An 18,583-nucleotide genomic window follows, 5' to 3' on the forward strand; every position below is an offset into this window, starting at 1 on the left:
AAATGCCTCGCGCAACATTTGTGTCTCGCCCCTGTGTCTCGTCCCTATGTCTCGCTCCTGTGTCACCCATGTCTCACCGGTGCCGAACCACCTCGAACCCCTCCGCCTCGGATGGCGCCACGAAATGGCTGCTGATCAGGTCGAACTGCGCATCCGTCGTCTCGAACGGGTGCTCTCCGCTCGCATTGCGCGCACGCAGGCGCTCCTTGCAGACCGCGTCGGGCACGTCCAGGAAGTGCAGGGCGTGCGCCACGCCGGCGGCTTCGAAGATGCCGCGCATCCAGCTTCGGCCACTCACGGTGTTGGCGGGAAAGTCGAGCACCACCGACACGCCGGCACGCAGCAAGTCCGTCACATGGCCGGCCATCACCTGCTTCAACCGGCCTGCGCAGCGCACATAGTCGGGCAGTTCGTGGATCTCGCCCGGGTACAGCGCCGCGAGCCAGGTGTCTTCGCTGATGAGCACCGTGGCGGGCGCCTGGGCCAGCTGCCGGGTAAGGGTCGATTTGCCGGCGCCGATCTTGCCGCAGACCATGTGAAGCGTCGGGGTGAGGGGTGCTGTCATTCGTTTCTCCTGCTGGGTCGGTTTTGAAAAAGAACCCCAGGAAACGAAAAACCCGCCTCGTGGGGCGGGTTGCATGGCGTGTGTCTGTGGAACCGCGCGCTAACCCACCATCTTTCGGATGGTGCGAATAATCGACGCGGTGTGCAGGCAAGCCATGGGCCGAGGATAGCCCAGCGCGGCCCGTTCAGTCATGCAGTGACGACAGGAACTGCTTCAGCTCCGCCGTCTGCGGGTTGCCGAACAGCTCCGCCGGCGGCCCCATCTCGTGCACGCGGCCCTGGTGCATGAAGATGACGCGGTCGCTCACCTTGCGCGCAAAGCTCATCTCGTGCGTGACCATCAGCAGCGTCATGCCCTCGTCGGCCAGCGACTCCACCACGCGCAGCACTTCGCCCACCAGCTCGGGGTCGAGCGCGGAGGTGATCTCGTCGCACAGCAGCACGGCCGGCTCCATGGCCAGCGCGCGCGCGATGGCCACGCGCTGCTGCTGGCCGCCCGAAAGCTGGTCGGGCATGGCGTCGAATTTTTCCTGCAGCCCCACGCGGTTGAGCAGCTTGCGCGCCTGCGAAGCGGCCTCCATGCTGCCGCGCTTTTTCACCAGCGTGGGCGCGAGCATCACGTTCTTTCCCACCGTGAGGTGCGGGAACAGGTTGAAGCTCTGGAAGATCATGCCCACGCGCTGGCGCAGCTCGCGCATGGCCATGGTGCTTTCGTGCAGCAGCGGCTTGCCGTCGACCGTGAGCGAGCCTTCCTGGAACACTTCGAGCCCGTTGATGCAGCGCAGCAGCGTGCTCTTGCCCGAGCCGCTCTTGCCGATGATGGCGATCACCTCGCCGCGCTTCACGTCCAGGTCGATGCCCTTGAGCACCTCGTTGGTGCCGTAAGACTTGCGCAGCGCGGTGATGCGCACGATGGGGGCGCCCACCGAGGTGGCGGGTTGTTGCGGTTCAAGCACGGCGGCCATGGGTTTTCCTCTCGAGGGTCTTGGCGTACAGGCTCACGGGAAAGCACAGCACGAAATAAAGCAGGGCCACGCAGCTGAACACCACGAAGGGCTTGAAGGTGGCGTTCGAAATCATGCTGCCGGCCTTGGTGAGTTCGACAAAGCCGATCACCGAGGCCAGCGCCGTGCCCTTGATGACCTGCACCAGGAAGCCGACCGTCGGCGCGATCGCGATCTTCACGGCCTGCGGCAGGATCACGTGGCGCATCTGCTCGCCGAAGCTCAGCGCCAGGCTGCCCGAGGCCTCCCATTGCCCCTTCGGGATGGAGGCCACGCAGCCGCGCCATATCTCGGTGAGAAAAGCGCTGGTGTACAGCGTGAGCGCCAAGCTGGCGGCCGTCCACGCCGACACGTCGATGCCGAACAGCGCAATGCCGAAGTAGGCGAGAAACAGCTGCATGAGCAGCGGCGTGCCCTGGAAGAGTTGAACGTACAGGCTCACGGCCTTGCCCGCCACCTTGCCGCCGCGCAGCCGCACGAACAGCAGCGCCGCCCCCACGATGCCGCCGCCGACGAAGGCGATGAGCGAGAGCACGACGGTCCAGCGCAGCGCCATCAGCAGGTTGCGCAGGATGTCCCAGAGAGAAAAATCGGTCATGGCAACGAAGTTCCTGCGTTCAGCGGCCGAAGAAGAACTTCGGCCCCGCCCAGTCGAGCAGCCGGCGCAACGCGACCGACAGCGCCAGGTAGATGAGCGTGGCGACGATGAAGGCCTCGAAGGCGCGGAAGTTGCGGCTTTGGATGAGGTTGGCCGCGTAGCTGAGCTCTTCGGTCGAAATCTGCCCGCACACCGCCGAGCCCAGCATCACGATGACGATCTGGCTCACCATCGACGGCCACACCTTCTTCAGCGCCGGCGGCAGCACCACGCGCAGGAACACCTGCGCCTTGCTCAGCGCCAGGCTCACGGCGGCCTCGATCTGCCCCTTGGGCGTGGCCTCGATGCCGGCGCGGATGATCTCGGTGGAGTACGCCCCCAGGTTCATCACCATGGCGATCACCGAGGCCACCTCCGGCGAGAGCTTGACGCCCGCGGCCGGCAGCCCGAAGAAGATGAAGAACAGCTGCACGATGAAGGGCGTGTTGCGGATCAGCTCCACGTAGGTGCCCACCAGCAGCCGCAGCCAGCGCGGCCCGCCCGAGCGTGCCCAGGCGCAGAAGGTGCCCACGGTCATGCCCAGCACGGTGCCCACGGCGGTGAGGCCGATGGTCCACGCCACGCCGCGCAGCAGCAGCGGCCATTCCGACAGAACCGCCAAAAAGTCGAATTCGATGTTCATGGCCGCGCGGCTCGATCAGACCGGCAGGTCGCCGGCCGGGCGGCCGAGCCACTTCTTGGACATGGCGTCGATGGTGCCGTCCTTGCGCGCGTTGGCGATGATCTCGTTGACCTTGGCCTTCAGCTTGTCCTCGCCCTTGGCGATGCCGACGAAGCAGGGGCTGTCTTTCAGCAGCAGCTTGTATTCGGCGTTGAGCTGCGGGTTCTTCTGCATCATGTCGCCGGCCACGGCGGCGCTGGCGGCCAGGGTCTGCGTCTGGCCCGAGACGAAGGCGGCGATGGTGGCGTTGTTGTCCTCGAAGCGCTTGTAGTCCAGCGTGGTGGGCGCCACCTTGGCGAGCTCCTGGTCTTCCATGGCGCCGCGCGTGACGGCCACGGTCTTGCCGCCCATGTCGGCGAAGGTCTTGATGTTCAGGCTCTTGGCCGCGAACACGGCCTGGAAGAAGGGCGCGTAGGCCGAGGAGAAGTCGATGACCTTCTCGCGCTCCGGGTTCTTGCCGAGCGTGGAGATCACCAGGTCGGCCTTGCGCGTCTGCAGGTACGGAATGCGGTTGGCGCTGGTGACGGGCACCAGCTCGATCTTCACGCCGAGCTTGGCGGCGATGAGCTCGGCCATTTCCACGTCGAGGCCCTGCGGCTTCATGTTCTTGTCGACCGAGCCGTAGGGCGGGTAGTCGGTGGGCACCGCGATCTTGATGGTCTTGGCCTTGAGCACGTTGTCGAGCGCGTTCTGGGCCTGGGCGGCGCCGGTGGCGGCCAGCATGGCAATGGAAGCCAGTGCGAGCGCGAGGTGGCGTTTGGACGAAGAGAAGTTCATAGCAGGGCTCCTAGGTAAGTCGAAGAATCTGGATCGGAATCGGGAATGGAATCTGAAGCGGGCAATGCGGCGGGCTTGCGGCGCTTCGCCTTCGGGGCTGCGGCCGCTGTAGCGGCGCTTGTGTTGTTCAGCGGCGCCAGCGCGTCGCGCAGCTGCGCGAGCGGATCGGTCGGTGCCTGCACGCGCAGGGCCGACTGCACCGTGCCGATGTGCTCTGCCATCAGCGACTCGGCCGTGGCGTGGTCGCCGCGCTCCAGCGCCGCGACGATCTGCACGTGGTCTTCGCACGACTGCACCGCGTCGTGCGTGGACTGGTAGAGCATGGCGATCAGCGTGGTGCGCGCCGTGTAGTCGCGCAGCGTGTCGGCCAGCAGCGTGTTGCCCAGGCATTCGGCCAGGCACACATGGAAGTCGCCCAGCAGGAAGCTGCGGTTGCCGACGTCGCTTTCTTTCAGTGCGGCCTTTTCACGCTGGAGGTGCGCCTTCAGCTGGCGCAGGGCGGTTTTCTCGATCTTTCCGGTGCTGCCGGCGCTGCGGATCAGGCCCAGCTCGATGACGCGCCGCGCCTCGAAGGCCTCGCGCGCCTCGTCCTGCGAGGGCTCGATGACGAACCAGCCGCGCCGCGCGCTCACGGTGACGATGCCGCGCGCCGCCAGCCGCGTGAGCGCCTCGCGCACGATGGTGCGGCTGCAGTCGAACAGCATGGCCAGCTGCTGCTCGCCCAGGCGCGAACCGGGCGCGAGCTTTTGCGCCATCACCGCTTCGACGATGCGTGCACTGATTTCGGATGCGGAGATGGCCATGGTCCTGCATATCAGCAGCTTCTGTGCCAACTGGTATGCAAGATCTGTGCACCCGAATGGCGCACGGGCCCTGGATCAGGGCAGTAAACGGGTGCAGTGGCCGGCCGCGCTCAGCGCGGCGAGCGCCCTGGCCTGCGCCCCAGCGCGCTCGCCGGCAGTGCCACCAGCATGAGCAGTGCCGACAGCACCAGCGCGCCGCTCAGCACACACAGGCTGGCGGTGAAGCCGCCCGTCAGCGTCTTCAGCGCGCCGACCATCATCGGCGCCACCAGCCCCGCGCTGCCGCCGATGGTGCTGATGAGCGCAATGCCCGCCGCCGCCGCGCTCTTCGACATGAAGGTGCCCGGCACCGACCACAGCACGGTGAAGGCGGCGGAAATGCCCATGGACGCCAGCGCCAGGCACAGCACCGCGGCGAAGGCGTTGTGCATGAACAGCGTGGTCAGCGCCAGCCCGGCGGCGCCCACCACCGCGCTGAGCGCGAAGTGCCAGCGGCGCTCTTTGTGTTTGTCGGAATGCCGCCCGACGGCGATGTTGGCCGCGATGCCCGCCAGCGCCGGAATGACCGCATAGAAGCCGATCTGCAGCACGCTGAGCCCCATCGACTTCAGGATGGTCGGCTGCCAGAAAGACAGCGCGTAGATGCCCAGGATGATGAGGAACGACATGAAGCCGATCAGCCACACGCGGGCGTCGCGCATCGCCGCGCCGAAGGTGTGCCGCTCGGTGGCGCCGTGGGCTGCCTGGTCTTCGGCCAGCAGCCGCGCCACGCGCTGCTTCTCGGCGGGCGAGAGCCACGCCGCCTGCGCCGGGCTGTTCGACAGCCAGCGAAAGGCCGCCACGCCCAGCAGCACGCTGGGCACGCCTTCGAGCAGGAAGAGCCATTGCCAGCCGCGCAGCGACAGCACGCCGTCGAGGTAGGTCATGGTCAGCCCCGCGATCGGCCCGGCCACGATGGGCGCCGCCCCGAAGGCCATGAAGAACAGCGCCGTGGCCTGCGCGCGCCGGTGCGAGGGGAACCACAGCGTCAGGTAGAACAGCACGCCCGGCGCGAAGCCCGCCTCGAACACGCCGATGAGAAAGCGCAGCACGTAGAACTGCGTGGGCGTGGTGGCGAACATCATGGCCGCCGACGCCAGCCCCCACAGACCCATGATGCGCAGCAGTGTCGCGCGCACGCCGATCTTCGCGAGCATCAGGTTGCTCGGAATCTCGAACACCGCATAGCCGATGAAGAAAATGCCCGCGCCCAGCCCGAACACGGCGTCGCTGAAGCCCAGCTGCTCCTTCATCTGCAGCTGCGCATAGCCGACGTTGGTGCGGTCGAGGTAGTTCAGCATGTAGCAGGCGCACAGCAGCGGCATCAGCCGCCAGGTGATCTTGCGGAAGAGGGCGGCGTCATCGCTGGTGGTGCTTGCGCTGCCGGTGGCGGAGGTCTGCGCCGGTGGATGCGCGCCGGTGGTGTCGAGCGTGGCGGTGTTCATCGTTGTCTCCTTCTGTTGTCTTGTTGTTCGTGGCGACGTGCGGGCCGGCGCGTCAGGCGACGGTGACCGTGCCGAAGCGCGTCTCGCCCCACAGGTGGCTGGTCGGCGCGCCCGGAAACAGCCAGTGCGGCGAACACTCGCTGGACGGCACCACGTTGCTGAAGCCGTGCAGCGCCGACGTGCCCGCCAGCGTCTTCTCCAGCACCATCGACAGGTACTGGTCGTTGCTGCTTTCCTGCGTGTTGCCGTTGAGGATCACCTCCGCGCCCGTGGCCTGTGCGTAGCGTCGGATGCCGTTGTGCCGCGACTGCAGCGGTGCCCAGCTGTCGGCCGACACGCCGTTCTCGCTGCTCACGCGCAGCCCGTCGCCGGCGCGATACACCAGCGAGTGATTGCCTTCGGTGTGGCCCGGCGTGTGCACCAGCGCCACGCCGCGCCCCAGCTGGATGCTGCCGTCGAAGGAGACCAGGCGGTCGGCCGGCACGCCTTGCAGCCCCTGCGGGCAGTACCACTCGGCCTGCACCGGCAGCAGGCCTTGCACGTTCGCGAGCTCCTGCTGATGCACCAGCAGCCGGGCGTTGGGCAGCAGCCCCGGCGTGCCCGCGCTGCCGAGCCAGCGCCGAACGTCTTGCGTGTGCAGGTGGTCGTAGGTGATGTAGTCGACCTGCTCCGGCTTCACCCCGCAGAGCGCCAGCGCCTGCAACACGGTCTGGTAGACCGGCGCGATGGTGCTGTGCAGGAACTTGGGCGTCTGCGCGCTCAGCCGTTTGAAGTACGGCGTCTCGCCGCCCGATTCGAAGTCGGCGGGCGTGAACAGCAGCGTGCGCAGCCGCCCTTCGAAGTCGTCGTACTGGACCAGCGTGGTCCGCGCCAGCAGGTGAACCATGTGCGGCTTGAGCAATTGCTGCGAGTACACGCCGGTGAAGGCGAACCACGCGGGGTAGGGAATGCGCAGCAGGTTGAAGCTGCGCGCGAAGCGAACCGGCGGTGCGTCCAGCAGCTGTTCGCGCAGCGCTTCGGCGCCGTGGCGAATGGCGCGCAAGCGGTCTTGCGGCATGGCCGCGTTGCGGGTGCCATCGAATGCCGTCAGTTGCGCGAAGCCGGTGGGTTCGGGGTCTCGGGTCATGTCGTCTCCTGGAAATGCTGGTCGTTGGGTTGCTGTTGTTCAGGGCGCGATCACGACGGCGCGGTGGTTGATCGCAGTTCACCAACCCAGAACAACCCCTTGCGCGAAGCAGCTCAATACAAAGAGCGCCCGCCAGAAATATCGAACACCGCTCCCGTACTGAAAGAGCAGTCGTCCGAAGCGAGCCACGCCGCCATGGCGGCCACCTCGTCCACTTCCACGAAGCGCCCCATCGGCACCCGCGAGAGCAATGCCGTGCGCAACTGTTCGCGGTGCTCCGCGGGCACGGCGGCGAACACCTCGGTGTCGGCGGCAGACGGTGTGATGCAGTTCACCAGCACCCCCGAAGAGGCCAGCTCCTTGCCCAGCGACTTCGTCAACGCGATGAGCCCCGCCTTCGACGCCGAATACGCGGCGTTGAGCCCGTTGCCCTCCTTGCCCGCGACCGAGGCGATGTTGACGATGCGCCCGCGCCGCTGCGCGAGCATCACCGGCGCCACCGCGCGGCAACACAACCACGCGCCCGTGAGGTTGACGTCGAGCACGTCGCGCCACTGCGCGGGCGTGTGCGCCCAGCTCGGTACCGTCGGGCCCAGTATTCCGGCGTTGTTGACGAGGATGTCGAGGCTGCCGAAGCGCTCCTGCGACTGCGCGGCGGCGCGGGCGATCTGCGCTTCGTCGCGCACATCGACGACCGCCGAAGTCGCGGTGCCCAGGGGTTCGAGCGCCTGCACGGCCGCCGACAGCACGGCCGCATCGAGGTCCCACAGCGCCACGCTGGCACCTGCCTGCAGGCAGCGCCGCGCAATGGCCAGGCCGATGCCGCGGGCGCCGCCCGTCACGATGGCGTGGCGGCCACGGAGCGCGTCGGAGCGCAGCGCTGTCATGCGGTGGCTGCTTCGGCTGCGCTGGCTGCATGGGCTGCAGCGGGCTGGCCCAGCAGGCTGCCCACCAGTGCCGCGACATGCTCCGCCGGCACGCCCACCAGCAGCTGCCGCAGCATCGTCAGCGTGTCGAAGTACACGCGCTCGCACACCAGCGTGTCGCCCTCGAAGATGAAGAAGGCGTTCATGCGGCAGCGAAAGCTGTTGCCCGTCGGCGGAATGCCCTTCAGCGGACCGCGGTGCGTGCCCAGCAGCCAGAACTCCACGATGACCGAATCGTGCGCATGGCGCAGCTGGATGATCTCGTGGCGCTGGTCAGGAAAGGCACGGCGCGTGTCGATGTAGTACTGGCGCACGTCCGCCGTGCCGTCATGCACCTCGCCGCTGGGAATGAGCTCGTAGTGCGGGTGCGGAAAGGTGCCGAGCACGGCGTCGAAGTCTTGCCGGGTCTCGTCGGCGAAGTGGTCGAGCACGAGGCGCTCGCGGCGGGCTTGAAGGTCGGCGAGTTCGTTGAGTTCGTTGAGTTCGTTGCGTTCGTTGCGTTCGTTGGTCGAGGCGTTCATCGGGGTGTGCTCCATGTGACAGGAAATGGCGAGTCATGACGGGTGGCCTCGGGTTGCTGCGAATGCGCCGCCCCGGGCTCGCTGCGTACTATCGGCAACCCCTCGAACCAAGACTGTCCGGTGTTGGCAATCGCCGCTACGGACAAACCCGCGATGCCACGCACGCCCCCTTCATCCCCCGTCACCGCGCCGAACGCGCAACCCTCGCCGGTGCACAACAGCGACATGCGCCTGGCCGAAGACGTGCAGCAGCGCCTGCTCGCGGTGGCGCACCGGCGCACGCTGGCGCGCGGCGAGTCGCTGTTTCACAAGGGCTCGTCGCCCGACGCGCTGTTCGGCGTGGTCGGGGGCTCGCTGCGCGTGAGCGTGGTGGCGCCGGGCGGGCGCGAGGCGGTGATTGCCATGCTCGAGCCCGGCCATTGGTTCGGGGAGGTGTCGCTGCTGGTGGGGCGCGAGCGGGTCTACGACACCTGCGCGGTCGACACGACCGAAATGGCCGTGGTGGCGGCGGCCGACTTCCACCGGCTGGTGGCCGAGTTCCCCGACGTGCACATGGCCTTCACGCGGCTGGTGTGCCTGCGGCTGCGACAGGCGCTGGCGTGGATCGACGACGTCATCCTCATGCCGCTGCCCGTGCGGCTCGCGCACCGGCTGCTCACGCTGGACCCGCACGGCCAGGTGCGTGCCGAGGGTGGTGAGCCCGGCGGCACCCTGCTGGCGGTGTCGCAGGAAGACCTGTCGTTCATGCTCGGCGTGTCGCGCCAAAGCGTGAACCGGCAGCTGAAGCTGTGGGAAGAAGATGGCACGCTGCGGGTGCGCTACCGCAGCATCGAGCTGCTGAGCCGCGCGCAGTTGGAGCGGCACGCGGCCACGCCAAGCTGAACTGAGCCGGGCCGAACCGAACCGAGCGCCGGCGTGAAGAAAGCGCCGGCTCAGTCCATCCGCGCGCCGGACGCCTTCACCGCCTGCTGCCAACGCGGCGTTTCCGTCGCCAGGAAGCGCGCGAAATCCTCGCTGCCCAAAAAGGCCGGGTCCGCGCCCTGGCTCACCATGCGGTCGCGCACCTCGGGGTTGTTCAGCACCTGCTTGAATGCGTCGCTCAGCCTGGCGACCACGTCCTTGGGCGTGTCCTTCGGCGCAAGAAAGCCATAGAAGCCGACCACCTCGAAGCCCTTGACGCCGGACTCGATCACGGTCGGCACGTCGGGCAGCGCGGGGTTGCGCTCGCGGCTGGTCACGGCCAGCGCGCGCACCTTGCCTTGCTTGTGGTAGTTGGCGGCCTGCGGAATCGACTCGGCCATGAACTGCACCTGGCCGCCCATCAGGTCGGTGAAGGCCGGCGCGCTGCCGCGGTAGGGAATGTGCACCATGAAGATGCCGGTCGCGGTCTTGAACATCTCGGGCACCAGGTGGCTGATGCCGCCGTTGCCGGCCGAGCCGTAGTTGACCTGCCCGGGCCGCGCCTTGGCGTAGTCGACGAACTGCTTCAGGTTCTGCACCGGCAGCTTGGGCGTGACCAGCAGGGCCAGCGGCTGCATGGCGGTGCGCGCGATGGGCACGAAGTCGCGCTGCGTGTCGTAGGGCAGCTTGCTGTACAGCGCGCCGTTGATCACGGCCACGCCGGTGTTGGCCAGCATGAGCGTGTAGCCGTCGGCGGGGCTCTTGGCGACCGCGTCGGCGCCCACCGAGCCGCCCGCGCCGGGCTTGTAGTCGACGATCAGCGGCTGGCCGAGCACGGCCTGCAGCTTGTCGGTGAGCAGGCGTGCGTGCTGGTCGAGCGGCCCGCCCGCCGGAAAGCCGATGACGACCTTGATCGGCTTGTCGGGGTAGGCGGCCAGCGCGCTCGTGCTGATCGTGCAGGTGGCGCCTGCGGCGAAAGAAAGGACCGCCAGGGCGGTCCGGATGGGGGTGTTCATGATCCGTCTCCTTTTTTTGTGGAGACGATCATAAGCAGCCGGGTTCGGCCCGATCAGCTGGCCAGCGTCGCCTTCAGCGTGATCTCGGGCACGCTCGCCAGGGCCTTCGACAGCGGGCAGCCGGCCTTGGCGCCGGCCGCGATTTCCTGGAACTTGGCTTCGTCCAGGCCGGGCACGGCCGCGTCCAGTTCGAGCTGGATGCGGTCGATCTTGAAACCAGCGCCGTCCTTGGCCAGCCGCACGGCCGCCTTGGTGTCGATGCGCGTGGCGGTCAGGCCCGCCGCTTCCAGCGCGAAGGCGAAGGCCATGGTCAGGCAGGCGGCATGGGCCGCGCCGACGATTTCCTCGGGGTTGGTGCCGCGCTTGTCGTCTTCGAAGCGGCTGGCGAAGCCGTAGGGGTAGTCCTTGAGTGCGCCGGTCTCGGTGCTGACCTGGCCCTTGCCGGTCTTGCCGGCGCCTTCCCAGTGAACGCTTGCGTGCTTGTCTGCTGCCATGTCGGTTCCTTCGGTGCGGTGGGTGGTTGGGGGAACCTGCAGGTATCGCCGATGCGGGGGGGCGCTGTCTGTAGTCGCACATCGCGTGCGGCATCCCCCGAACGGGGTGGGGGTGGAGGGCTGGGAGCAGCTAGGAGGAGCGGGCGGTCAGTCGAAAGGGCGTCACCTTGGCGACGTTACGGGGGCTTCCCCGATGGGAGCGGCGGCCCGCTCGGCTTAGGCTGGCGAACGACCGTCCTTTTTGGCGCACTTTTCTCGGTTTGCCCCTCTGCCCTCTGTCTTCCCCTCTGTTTCCCTTCCTCCGCCTGTTCTCACCATGCAACAACGCCCGCATCACAAGTTCTGGCCCAAACGCCTGCCGCACGCCATCACCGTTCCCGCCACCTCGCTCTGGCACAACCTGGCCACCTCGGCCGCGCGCTACCCCAACAAGCCCGCGCTGGTGTTCTTCGGCCGCGTGCTCAGCTACCGCGAGTTCGCGGCCCAGGCCGAGCGGCTGGCGGGCGCGCTGCATGCGCTGGGCGTGAAGCGCGGCGACCGCGTGATCCTGGACATGCAGAACTGCCCGCAGCTCGTCATCGCGCATTTCGCGATCCTGCGGGCCAATGCCGTGGTGGTGCCGGTCAACCCGATGAACCGGGCCGAGGAACTCAAGCACTACATCACCGACCCCGACGCCAAGGTGGCGATCATCACCGGCGACCTGGCCGGCGAACTGGCCAAGGCCAGCAACGCGCTGCCGCGCGAGCAGCAGCTCGACCACATGATCGTGACCCAGTTCACCGACGCCTTCGACGCCGACGTGTCGGGCGACGACGCGCCGGCCCCGGCCTGGAAAGACTGGCTCACCACCCGCCACCCGCTGCCCGAACTGGCCCACGGCAAGGTCGTGGCCTGGACCGACGCGCTGGCCGCGAACCACGCGCCGCCCGAGCACGTGGTGGGCGCCAACGACATGGCGCTGCTGCCCTACACCAGCGGCACCACCGGCCTGCCCAAGGGCTGCGTGCACCACCACTCGAGCCTGATGCACAACGCGGTGGCCGGCCAGATGTGGGGCGGCTCCACCTCCGAAGCGGTGGTGCTGGCCGTGGTGCCCATGTTCCACATCACCGGCGTGGTGAGCATGATGCACACCGCCGTGCTGGCGGCGGCCACGCTGATCATCATGCCGCGCTGGGACCGCGACGTGGCGGGCCGGCTCATCTCGCGCTGGAAGGTGACGGCCTGGACCAACATCCCGACCATGGTCATCGACCTGATGGCCAGCCCCAACTTCGCGAGCTACGACCTGTCGAGCATGAACTACATCGGCGGCGGCGGCGCGGCCATGCCGCAGGCGGTGGCGCAGCGCCTGTTCGAGCAGTACGGGCTGAAGTACCAGGAGGGCTACGGCCTGACCGAGACCGCCGCGCCTTCGCACACCAACCCGTCGGACCACCCCAAGCAGCAGTGCCTGGGCATTCCGTTCATGAGCACCGACGCGCGCGTGGTCGACCCCGACACCCTGCAGGAGATGCCCATCGGCGAGTCGGGCGAAATCATCATCCACGGGCCCGAGGTGTTCCAGGGCTACTGGAAGCGGCCCGACGCCACGGCGGCGGCCTTCGTCGAGTTCGAGGGCAAGCGCTTCTTCCGCTCGGGCGACATGGGCCGCATGGACGAGGAGGGCTACTTCTTCATCACCGACCGGCTGAAGCGGATGATCAACGCGAGCGGCTTCAAGGTGTGGCCGGCCGAGGTCGAGCTGCTGATGTTCCGCCACCCCGCCATCCAGGAGGCCTGCGTCATCTCGACCAAGGACGCCTACCGCGGCGAATCGGTCAAGGCGGTGGTGGTGCTGCGGCCCACGCACAAGGACACGAGCGAGCAGGACATCATCGACTGGTGCCGCGAGAACATGGCGGTCTACAAAATTCCGCGCAAGGTGCAGTTCGTCGACGCGCTGCCCAAGAGCGGCAGCGGCAAGGTGATGTGGCGGCTGCTGCAGGAGGACGAGGCCGCGGCTGGGAAGTGACGCGCCGGAAGTGATGCGCCGGAAGTGAAACGCGCTGAGCGCGAGCGACCGGGCGGCGCTTGCTGCTCGGCCGGCTGGCGCTACTTGCGCGCCATCGACTTCAGCAGGCTGCCGGCCTCCTTCTTGCCCTCCGCGCTGATGCACGGCGAGGCCGCGGCCTTGCTCAGGTAGTCGACGACTTTGCGGTGGTTCTGGTTGGGGCCTTCCCACAGAAAGAGCCGGCCCAGCTCGAGTGCCGCATCGGCGTCGCCCTGCGCGTAGGCCTTCTCGAACCAGAAGCGGGCCCAGCGGAAATTGCCCTCGTCGCGGTAGCAGATCGCCAGGTTGGCGCAGCCTGCGATGTCGCCGGCCCTGGCGGCCTTGCGGTACCACTCGCGCGCGGCCGCGGCGTCTTGCTTCACGCCGATGCCGTGGTCCAGGAAGTAGCCCACGCTGTTCAGCGCATGGGTCTCGCCCGCGGCCGCCGCCTTCAGGAACAGCGAGAGCGCCTTCTTGTGCGCGCCGGCTTCCCATGCGTCGTTGGCCGCGAGAAACCAGTCGTCGTTGGTCGGTTCTTGCATGGTGCGCAGTCTCCTTCGAAGCACCGGCTGAAAGAAAGAGGGACAAAGGAAAAAGTCTGTGTACCGCCGCGTGGCGGTGCGCGAATGACTTAGCCTCGCTCCGACGGCCATTCTGCCCATCTTCGGGCGGAAGGGCTGCTTCTGTTTTGTTCGCCGGGTCTCCCCCTTTCCCCCGTCTTTTCTGCCCGTCCGGTTCCCTTCGGCTATTTCATGCATCTTCGCGCGCTGTCTTCCGCCTTTCTTCTTTTCGGCCTGCTGGCCCTCCCTGTTTTCTCTCAAGCCGCTCCCCGCACCTGTCTTGTCGTCGGCATCAGCGACGGCGACACGCTTACCGCGCGCTGCGGCCGTGCCGGCGCCTACGAGCGTGTGAAGGTGCGCATCGCCGCCATCGACGCGCCCGAGAAATCGCAGCCCTACGGCCAGCGCAGCAAGCAGGCGCTGAGCAGCATCTGCTTCCAGGAAAAGGCGCGCATCACCGAGATCGACACCGACCGCTACGGCCGCACCGTGGCCGACGTCGACTGCAACGGCGAAGACGTCGGCACCCGCATGGTGAGCGACGGCTGGGCCTGGGTGTACGACTACAACCGCATCGCCACCAAGCGCGGTGGCGGCCTGTTCAAGCTGCAGGACAGCGCGCGTGCGCGGCACCTCGGGCTGTGGGCCGATTCGAAACCCACGCCGCCCTGGGACTGGCGCAAGCACCAGCGCAACGAGTCGTCGCACTGGGGCGGGTTCTTCTGAATTTGCCTTGAGTTTCTTTGGGGAGCGCGCGGCGTGCCCGGCGGTCAGCAGGCGCCGCCCACCCAGCAGCGCAGCGACGGCACGAACAGCCCGACCACAAAGCTGACCGCGCAGAACACCAGCAATATCAGCGCCGCCATGCGCAGCCCCTCGGCGCTCCAGCGCGGCGCGAAGGTGCTGACGAGAAAGCCCGAGAGCAACGTGCCCTCGAGGTAGGCGGCGCCACCCCAGCGCAGTATCCAGAGCCACAGCAGCGCCTGCGCCGCGTGCACCACGGTCCACAGCGTCAGCGACATGGCAGGCCTCTGTGCAGCATTCCGTTCAGGATTCGCGTCAGGACTCGTATCAGGATTCGCTCTTGCCCTGCACGTCGGCCACCACGCGCGCGTTGCGCCGGAAGCTCCAGTAGGCGCCGGCCCAGTCCATCATCACGACGATGCGGTTGCGAAACCCGATCAGGAAGTACGCGTGCGCGAACAGCCAGAACAGCCACGCCAGCCGTCCGCTGAAACGCAGCGGCCCGAAGGGCGTGCCCAGGTCGACCACGGCCGAGTTGCGCCCGATGGTGGCCAGGTTGCCGTAGTCCGCATAGCGGAACGGCACCGTCGGCTGGCCCGCGATGCGCCGCAGGATGTTGGCCGCCGCGGCGCGCCCCATCTGCTTGGCACCGGGCGACACGCCCGGCACCGGCTTGGGGGGCTTGCCGGGCGCATGGCTCATGGCGGCGGCCAGGTCGCCGACCACGCTGATCTCGGGGTAGCCGGCCAGGCTCAGGTCGGGCTCGACCTTGATGCGGCCCGCGCGGTCGCACTCCACGCCGGTGGCCGTGCCCAGCATGCGGCCCAGCGGCGAGGCCGCGACGCCGGCCGCCCAGACCACGCAGCTGCTATCGATTCGGTAGCTGGTGGCCGGCGCGCCGTCCGCGCCGCCGCCGGTCTGCACTTCGAGCCCGCTCGGGTCGATGGCCGTCACGCGCGCGTTCAGCCGCACCTCCACGCCCAGCCGCTCCAGCTGTTCGAGCGCCTTCTGGCTCAGCGACTCGGGCATGGCCTGCAGCACGCGCGCGCCACCCTCGACCAGCAGCACCTGCGAGCTGCTCGGGTCGATGTGGCGGAACTCGCCCGAGAGCGTGTGCTTGGCAATTTCGGCCAGCGTGCCGGCCATTTCCACGCCCGTGGGGCCGGCGCCGATCACCACGAAGGTGAGCAGGGCGCGGCGGCGTTCGGGGTCGGTGGTGATCTCGGCGGCCTCGAACGACAGCAGCACGCGGCGGCGAATCTCGAAGGCATCGGCCAGCGTCTTCAGCCCCGGCGCCACGCTGGCCCATTCGTCGTGGCCGAAGTAGCTGTGCGTGGCGCCTGCCGCGACGATCAGGTGGTCGTAGGGCACGCGGTCGCCGTGGGCCAGGTGCACGCTGTTGGTGGAGGGGTCGATGCCGCTCACTTCGCCCAGCAGCGTGGTGATGTTCGGCTGCTTGCGGAACAGCGAACGCACCGGCGCCGCGATGGAGGGCGCTGCCAGCCCCGCGGTCGCCACCTGGTAGAGCAGGGGCTGGAACAGGTGGTGGTTGGTCTTGTCGATCACCGTCACGTCGACGTCGGCGCCTTGCAGCTTTCGCGCGGCTTCGAGGCCGCCGAATCCGCAGCCGACGATGACGACTTGGGGCCTGCCCGAGGGGTTGGTCGTTTGCATCCGACGGATGATACGCAGCCCCCCTGCACGCCCCGGCGTCTTGTGCCACAGTGGCGGCCCGCCGATTTTTTGGCTGCGGGGCTGCGGGGTCTTGTCCTACGCGGCGCCGTAACCGGGATGGGCTACAACTTGCGGCTGACCCGACTGGAGACCCCATGACGCTTTCCCGGCCGATCACACCGGCGGCAAGCGCACTGCGCGACAAGTTTCGCGAGGTGCGTGCCACGAGCCTGGCGCTGGCCGCACCGCTTTCCGCCGAAGACCAATGCATCCAGTCCATGCCCGACGCGAGCCCGACCAAGTGGCACCTGGCGCACACGACCTGGTTCTTCGAGACGGTGCTGCTGCAGCCGCACGCCGCGGGCTACCAGCCCTTCGACGTGCGTTTTCATTACCTCTTCAATTCGTACTACGAGGCGCTGGGCCCACGCCATCCGCGCCCGCACCGCGGCCTGCTCACGCGCCCTTCGGTGGACGAGGTGCATGCGTACCGCCGCCATGTGGACGAGGCCGTGGTCGCACTGCTTGAAGCGGGCGCCTTCGACTGGGCGGCCATCGAGCCCATCGTCACGCTGGGGCTGAACCACGAGCAGCAGCACCAGGAGCTGCTGCTCACCGACATCCTGCATGCGCTGTCGTGCAACCCGATGCTGCCGGCCTACAAGCCCGCGAGCGGGCCGGCCTTGCGGCTGGCCGCGGTGCCGCCGGCCGTGCGCTGGATTGCGCAGCCTGGTGGCGTGGTCGAGGTGGGCTTCGCGGGCCAGCCTGAGTTTTCTTTCGACAACGAAACCCCGCGCCACCAGGCGCTGGTGCAGCCGCATGCCATTGCCGACCGGCTGGTGAACTGCGGCGACTATGCGCAGTTCATTGCCGACGGTGGCTACCAGCGGCCGGAGCTCTGGCTGTCCGACGGCTGGGCCGCGGTGCAGGCGAATGGATGGCGGCATCCCGCGTACTGGCTCGCCCCCGACGATCCGCGCCTGGGCTTCGGTGCGCAGACGCAGGGCGCTGCCAGCTGGCATGTGTTCGGCCTGCACGGCGTGCGGCCGATGGAGGCCGACGCGCCGGTGTCGCAGCTCAGCTTCTACGAAGCCGCCGCGTACGCCGAGTGGGCCGGCGCGCGGTTGCCGACCGAGTTCGAGTGGGAGGCCGCGTACGACGCGCCGGGCATCTCGCAGATGACCGGCCATGTGTGGCAGTGGACACGCTCGTCGTACGACCCGTACCCCGGCTTTCGTCCCATGCCCGGCATTGCGGCCGAATACAACGGCAAGTTCATGGTGGGGCAACTGGTGTTGCGCGGTGGCAGCGTGGCCACGCCGGCCGGGCACACGCGGCCCAGCTACCGCAACTTCTTTCCGCCGGCCGCGCGCTGGCAGTTCTCGGGGCTGCGGCTCGCGAAAGACCTTTGATCATGCGCAATCCAATTCCCTCTTCGTCGCTGTCCTTCGTGCCTTCGAGCGGGCAGGCACAGAAGAAGCCGCGTAGTGCTTCTTCGTCCGCCGACGCGGCCCCTGCGCCGGCGATGTCCGAGTTTGCCCGCGAGATGCAGGCGGGGCTCGCACGGTCGCCGCGCAGCATTTCGCCGAAGTTCTTCTACGACGTGGCGGGCTCGCAGCTGTTCGACCGCATCTGCGACCTGCCCGAGTACTACCCCACGCGCACCGAGCTGCGCATATTGGGCGAGTGCGCGGGAGAAATCGCCGAGCAGGTCGGGCCGAACGCTGAAATCGTGGAGTTCGGCGCGGGGTCGCTGACCAAGGTGCGGCTGCTGCTGGACGCGCTCGATTCGCCCAAGCGCTACCTGCCGATCGATATCTCGGGGGAGCACCTGGAGGCGGCTGCGGCGCGGTTGAAGGCGGACTATCCGGCGCTCGTGGTGCAGCCGATTGCCGCGGACTACACGATGCCCTTGGTGCTGCCCGCGCCGTTGCCTGGCGCGGGGCGCCGGGTCGGGTTTTTTCCGGGGTCGACGATCGGGAATTTCGAGCCTGAGGAGGCGTTGGCTTTTCTTCAGCTGGCGGCTCGGATGCTGCGGGGCGGCGGGCTGTTGATCGGGGTCGACCTGGTGAAAGACCCGGCGCGTTTGCATGCGGCCTACAACGACGCGCAAGGGGTGACGGGGGAGTTCAACCTGAACCTGCTTCGGCGTGCCAATTCGGAACTCGATGCGGACTTCGACGTCGACGGGTTCGCGCATGCGGCGTTCTACAACGCGCCTCGTCAACGCATCGAAATGCACCTTGTCAGTCGCCGGGCACAGAGCGTTTCTTTGAATGGGGAAAGCTTCGGGTTCGAAGAAGGGGAGACCATTCATACGGAGTACTCGCACAAGTTCACTGTGGAGGGGCTTCGGGCGCTGGCTGTGCGGGCAGGGTTTCGGCCGGGGGCTGTCTGGATGGATCCTGAGAGGTTGTTCAGCGTGCATTGGCTGGCTGCTTAGTTCTTTTTGGCTTTGCAAAGGCTGCTGGCCGGGTCTCGCCCCGGCGGGCGACTTGCTTTCTTTTGCTTCGCCAAAAGAAAGTAAGCAAAGAAAAGGCGACCCCACTGGCTGCGTCCCTCCGCTTCGCTGCGGGCAACCTGCGGTGCTCACGTTTCGCGGGGTCTCGCCCAAACTCGCTTCGCTCAAACAAGGG

20 protein-coding genes are annotated in these 18,583 nt (G+C 67.7%); 5 read left to right on the plus strand and 15 right to left on the minus strand.

The genetic code is table 11. From position 1 onward, the window contains the following. Positions 1-73: 73 nt before the first annotated feature. The 10 genes from QTI51_RS33900 to QTI51_RS33945 all read right to left on the minus strand — a co-directional run bounded on the left by QTI51_RS33900 (position 74) and on the right by QTI51_RS33945 (position 8,524). The gene (locus QTI51_RS33900) at positions 74-565 is read right to left on the minus strand and encodes a P-loop nucleotide/nucleoside kinase family protein (RefSeq protein ID WP_116912828.1); all 492 of its coding nucleotides are present in this window, start codon (positions 563-565) and stop codon (positions 74-76) included. Between the two features lie 184 nt (positions 566-749). Then, positions 750-1,529 (minus strand): amino acid ABC transporter ATP-binding protein, encoded by a 780-nt coding sequence (locus QTI51_RS33905; RefSeq protein ID WP_116912829.1) that lies wholly within the window; start codon positions 1,527-1,529, stop codon positions 750-752. Further along, entirely contained in the window at positions 1,513-2,166 is a 654-nt protein-coding gene (locus QTI51_RS33910) for an amino acid ABC transporter permease (RefSeq protein WP_116912830.1), read from the minus strand. The genes QTI51_RS33905 and QTI51_RS33910 overlap by 17 nt, the downstream gene beginning before the upstream one ends. A gap of 19 nt (positions 2,167-2,185) precedes the next feature. Then, positions 2,186-2,848: an amino acid ABC transporter permease gene (locus QTI51_RS33915; protein WP_116912831.1), complete on the minus strand. Its 663-nt coding sequence runs from the start codon at positions 2,846-2,848 to the stop codon at positions 2,186-2,188. A 15-nt stretch (positions 2,849-2,863) separates the two neighbouring features. After that, complete coding sequence (locus tag QTI51_RS33920; RefSeq protein WP_116912832.1) at positions 2,864-3,664, minus strand: transporter substrate-binding domain-containing protein; 801 nt, start codon at positions 3,662-3,664, stop codon at positions 2,864-2,866. Next, complete coding sequence (locus QTI51_RS33925) at positions 3,661-4,467, minus strand: GntR family transcriptional regulator (protein ID WP_116912918.1); 807 nt, start codon at positions 4,465-4,467, stop codon at positions 3,661-3,663. Before QTI51_RS33925 ends, QTI51_RS33920 begins: the two co-directional genes overlap by 4 nt. A gap of 110 nt (positions 4,468-4,577) precedes the next feature. Then, entirely contained in the window at positions 4,578-5,951 is a 1,374-nt protein-coding gene (locus QTI51_RS33930; protein WP_116912833.1) for an MFS transporter, read from the minus strand. Positions 5,952-6,003: 52 nt separating this feature from the next. Continuing rightward, a complete protein-coding gene (locus QTI51_RS33935) occupies positions 6,004-7,077 on the minus strand; it encodes an MBL fold metallo-hydrolase (RefSeq protein ID WP_116912834.1) in 1,074 nt (357 codons plus the stop codon). A gap of 113 nt (positions 7,078-7,190) precedes the next feature. Next, on the minus strand, positions 7,191-7,964 hold the full coding sequence (locus QTI51_RS33940; protein WP_116912835.1) for an SDR family NAD(P)-dependent oxidoreductase: 774 nt from the start codon (positions 7,962-7,964) through the stop codon (positions 7,191-7,193). After that, positions 7,961-8,524 carry an ester cyclase gene (locus QTI51_RS33945; protein ID WP_286517462.1) on the minus strand — a complete coding sequence of 188 codons (564 nt, stop codon included), beginning with the start codon at positions 8,522-8,524 and terminating at the stop codon, positions 7,961-7,963. The genes QTI51_RS33940 and QTI51_RS33945 overlap by 4 nt, the downstream gene beginning before the upstream one ends. A 153-nt stretch (positions 8,525-8,677) precedes the next feature. Between QTI51_RS33945 and QTI51_RS33950 the strand changes: the two genes are divergently transcribed. Further along, the gene (locus QTI51_RS33950; protein WP_116912836.1) at positions 8,678-9,406 is read left to right on the plus strand and encodes a Crp/Fnr family transcriptional regulator; all 729 of its coding nucleotides are present in this window, start codon (positions 8,678-8,680) and stop codon (positions 9,404-9,406) included. A 50-nt stretch (positions 9,407-9,456) separates the two neighbouring features. Here QTI51_RS33950 and QTI51_RS33955 read toward each other — a convergent pair whose 3' ends face one another. Together QTI51_RS33955 and QTI51_RS33960 are read right to left on the minus strand one after the other, a co-directional pair. Further along, positions 9,457-10,440, minus strand: a complete 984-nt coding sequence (locus QTI51_RS33955; RefSeq protein ID WP_116912837.1) for a Bug family tripartite tricarboxylate transporter substrate binding protein — start codon at positions 10,438-10,440, stop codon at positions 9,457-9,459. Between the two features lie 53 nt (positions 10,441-10,493). After that, on the minus strand, positions 10,494-10,934 hold the full coding sequence (locus QTI51_RS33960; protein ID WP_116912838.1) for an OsmC family protein: 441 nt from the start codon (positions 10,932-10,934) through the stop codon (positions 10,494-10,496). A 316-nt stretch (positions 10,935-11,250) separates the two neighbouring features. Between QTI51_RS33960 and QTI51_RS33965 the strand changes: the two genes are divergently transcribed. Further along, positions 11,251-12,951 (plus strand): long-chain fatty acid--CoA ligase, encoded by a 1,701-nt coding sequence (locus tag QTI51_RS33965; protein WP_116912839.1) that lies wholly within the window; start codon positions 11,251-11,253, stop codon positions 12,949-12,951. Between the two features lie 80 nt (positions 12,952-13,031). Here the strand turns inward: QTI51_RS33965 and QTI51_RS33970 are convergent, their stop codons facing one another. Beyond that, the gene (locus QTI51_RS33970) at positions 13,032-13,511 is read right to left on the minus strand and encodes a tetratricopeptide repeat protein (protein WP_286517464.1); all 480 of its coding nucleotides are present in this window, start codon (positions 13,509-13,511) and stop codon (positions 13,032-13,034) included. A 210-nt stretch (positions 13,512-13,721) separates the two neighbouring features. On the opposite strand from QTI51_RS33970, the gene QTI51_RS33975 reads away from it, so the two are divergent. Then, positions 13,722-14,255 carry a thermonuclease family protein gene (locus QTI51_RS33975; protein ID WP_116912841.1) on the plus strand — a complete coding sequence of 178 codons (534 nt, stop codon included), beginning with the start codon at positions 13,722-13,724 and terminating at the stop codon, positions 14,253-14,255. A gap of 44 nt (positions 14,256-14,299) precedes the next feature. Here QTI51_RS33975 and QTI51_RS33980 read toward each other — a convergent pair whose 3' ends face one another. Both QTI51_RS33980 and QTI51_RS33985 read right to left on the minus strand, forming a co-directional pair. Further along, complete coding sequence (locus QTI51_RS33980) at positions 14,300-14,551, minus strand: hypothetical protein (protein WP_116912842.1); 252 nt, start codon at positions 14,549-14,551, stop codon at positions 14,300-14,302. 49 nt (positions 14,552-14,600) lie between these two features. Beyond that, positions 14,601-15,947, minus strand: a complete 1,347-nt coding sequence (locus QTI51_RS33985; RefSeq protein WP_116912843.1) for an NAD(P)/FAD-dependent oxidoreductase — start codon at positions 15,945-15,947, stop codon at positions 14,601-14,603. A 155-nt stretch (positions 15,948-16,102) separates the two neighbouring features. Between QTI51_RS33985 and egtB the strand changes: the two genes are divergently transcribed. Beyond that, complete coding sequence (egtB, locus tag QTI51_RS33990; protein ID WP_116912844.1) at positions 16,103-17,359, plus strand: ergothioneine biosynthesis protein EgtB; 1,257 nt, start codon at positions 16,103-16,105, stop codon at positions 17,357-17,359. A gap of 113 nt (positions 17,360-17,472) precedes the next feature. Further along, on the plus strand, positions 17,473-18,390 hold the full coding sequence (egtD, locus tag QTI51_RS33995; RefSeq protein WP_503011571.1) for an L-histidine N(alpha)-methyltransferase: 918 nt from the start codon (positions 17,473-17,475) through the stop codon (positions 18,388-18,390). The last annotated feature ends 193 nt before the right edge of the window (positions 18,391-18,583 follow it).

Origin of the sequence: Variovorax sp. J22G73, assembly GCF_030317035.1 — a bacterium.
In the GTDB taxonomy this organism is placed as follows: domain Bacteria; phylum Pseudomonadota; class Gammaproteobacteria; order Burkholderiales; family Burkholderiaceae_C; genus Variovorax.

Coding starts and splice junctions, on each gene's coding strand:
- QTI51_RS33900 (WP_116912828.1), bottom strand. CDS start 565: ATGACAGCACCCCTCACCCCGACGCTTCACATGGTCTGCGGCAAGATC.
- QTI51_RS33905 (WP_116912829.1), bottom strand. CDS start 1,529: ATGGCCGCCGTGCTTGAACCGCAACAACCCGCCACCTCGGTGGGCGCC.
- QTI51_RS33910 (WP_116912830.1), bottom strand. CDS start 2,166: ATGACCGATTTTTCTCTCTGGGACATCCTGCGCAACCTGCTGATGGCG.
- QTI51_RS33915 (WP_116912831.1), bottom strand. CDS start 2,848: ATGAACATCGAATTCGACTTTTTGGCGGTTCTGTCGGAATGGCCGCTG.
- QTI51_RS33920 (WP_116912832.1), bottom strand. CDS start 3,664: ATGAACTTCTCTTCGTCCAAACGCCACCTCGCGCTCGCACTGGCTTCC.
- QTI51_RS33925 (WP_116912918.1), bottom strand. CDS start 4,467: ATGGCCATCTCCGCATCCGAAATCAGTGCACGCATCGTCGAAGCGGTG.
- QTI51_RS33930 (WP_116912833.1), bottom strand. CDS start 5,951: ATGAACACCGCCACGCTCGACACCACCGGCGCGCATCCACCGGCGCAG.
- QTI51_RS33935 (WP_116912834.1), bottom strand. CDS start 7,077: ATGACCCGAGACCCCGAACCCACCGGCTTCGCGCAACTGACGGCATTC.
- QTI51_RS33940 (WP_116912835.1), bottom strand. CDS start 7,964: ATGACAGCGCTGCGCTCCGACGCGCTCCGTGGCCGCCACGCCATCGTG.
- QTI51_RS33945 (WP_286517462.1), bottom strand. CDS start 8,524: ATGAACGCCTCGACCAACGAACGCAACGAACGCAACGAACTCAACGAA.
- QTI51_RS33950 (WP_116912836.1), top strand. CDS start 8,678: ATGCCACGCACGCCCCCTTCATCCCCCGTCACCGCGCCGAACGCGCAA.
- QTI51_RS33955 (WP_116912837.1), bottom strand. CDS start 10,440: ATGAACACCCCCATCCGGACCGCCCTGGCGGTCCTTTCTTTCGCCGCA.
- QTI51_RS33960 (WP_116912838.1), bottom strand. CDS start 10,934: ATGGCAGCAGACAAGCACGCAAGCGTTCACTGGGAAGGCGCCGGCAAG.
- QTI51_RS33965 (WP_116912839.1), top strand. CDS start 11,251: ATGCAACAACGCCCGCATCACAAGTTCTGGCCCAAACGCCTGCCGCAC.
- QTI51_RS33970 (WP_286517464.1), bottom strand. CDS start 13,511: ATGCAAGAACCGACCAACGACGACTGGTTTCTCGCGGCCAACGACGCA.
- QTI51_RS33975 (WP_116912841.1), top strand. CDS start 13,722: ATGCATCTTCGCGCGCTGTCTTCCGCCTTTCTTCTTTTCGGCCTGCTG.
- QTI51_RS33980 (WP_116912842.1), bottom strand. CDS start 14,551: ATGTCGCTGACGCTGTGGACCGTGGTGCACGCGGCGCAGGCGCTGCTG.
- QTI51_RS33985 (WP_116912843.1), bottom strand. CDS start 15,947: ATGCAAACGACCAACCCCTCGGGCAGGCCCCAAGTCGTCATCGTCGGC.
- egtB (WP_116912844.1), top strand. CDS start 16,103: ATGACGCTTTCCCGGCCGATCACACCGGCGGCAAGCGCACTGCGCGAC.
- egtD (WP_503011571.1), top strand. CDS start 17,473: ATGTCCGAGTTTGCCCGCGAGATGCAGGCGGGGCTCGCACGGTCGCCG.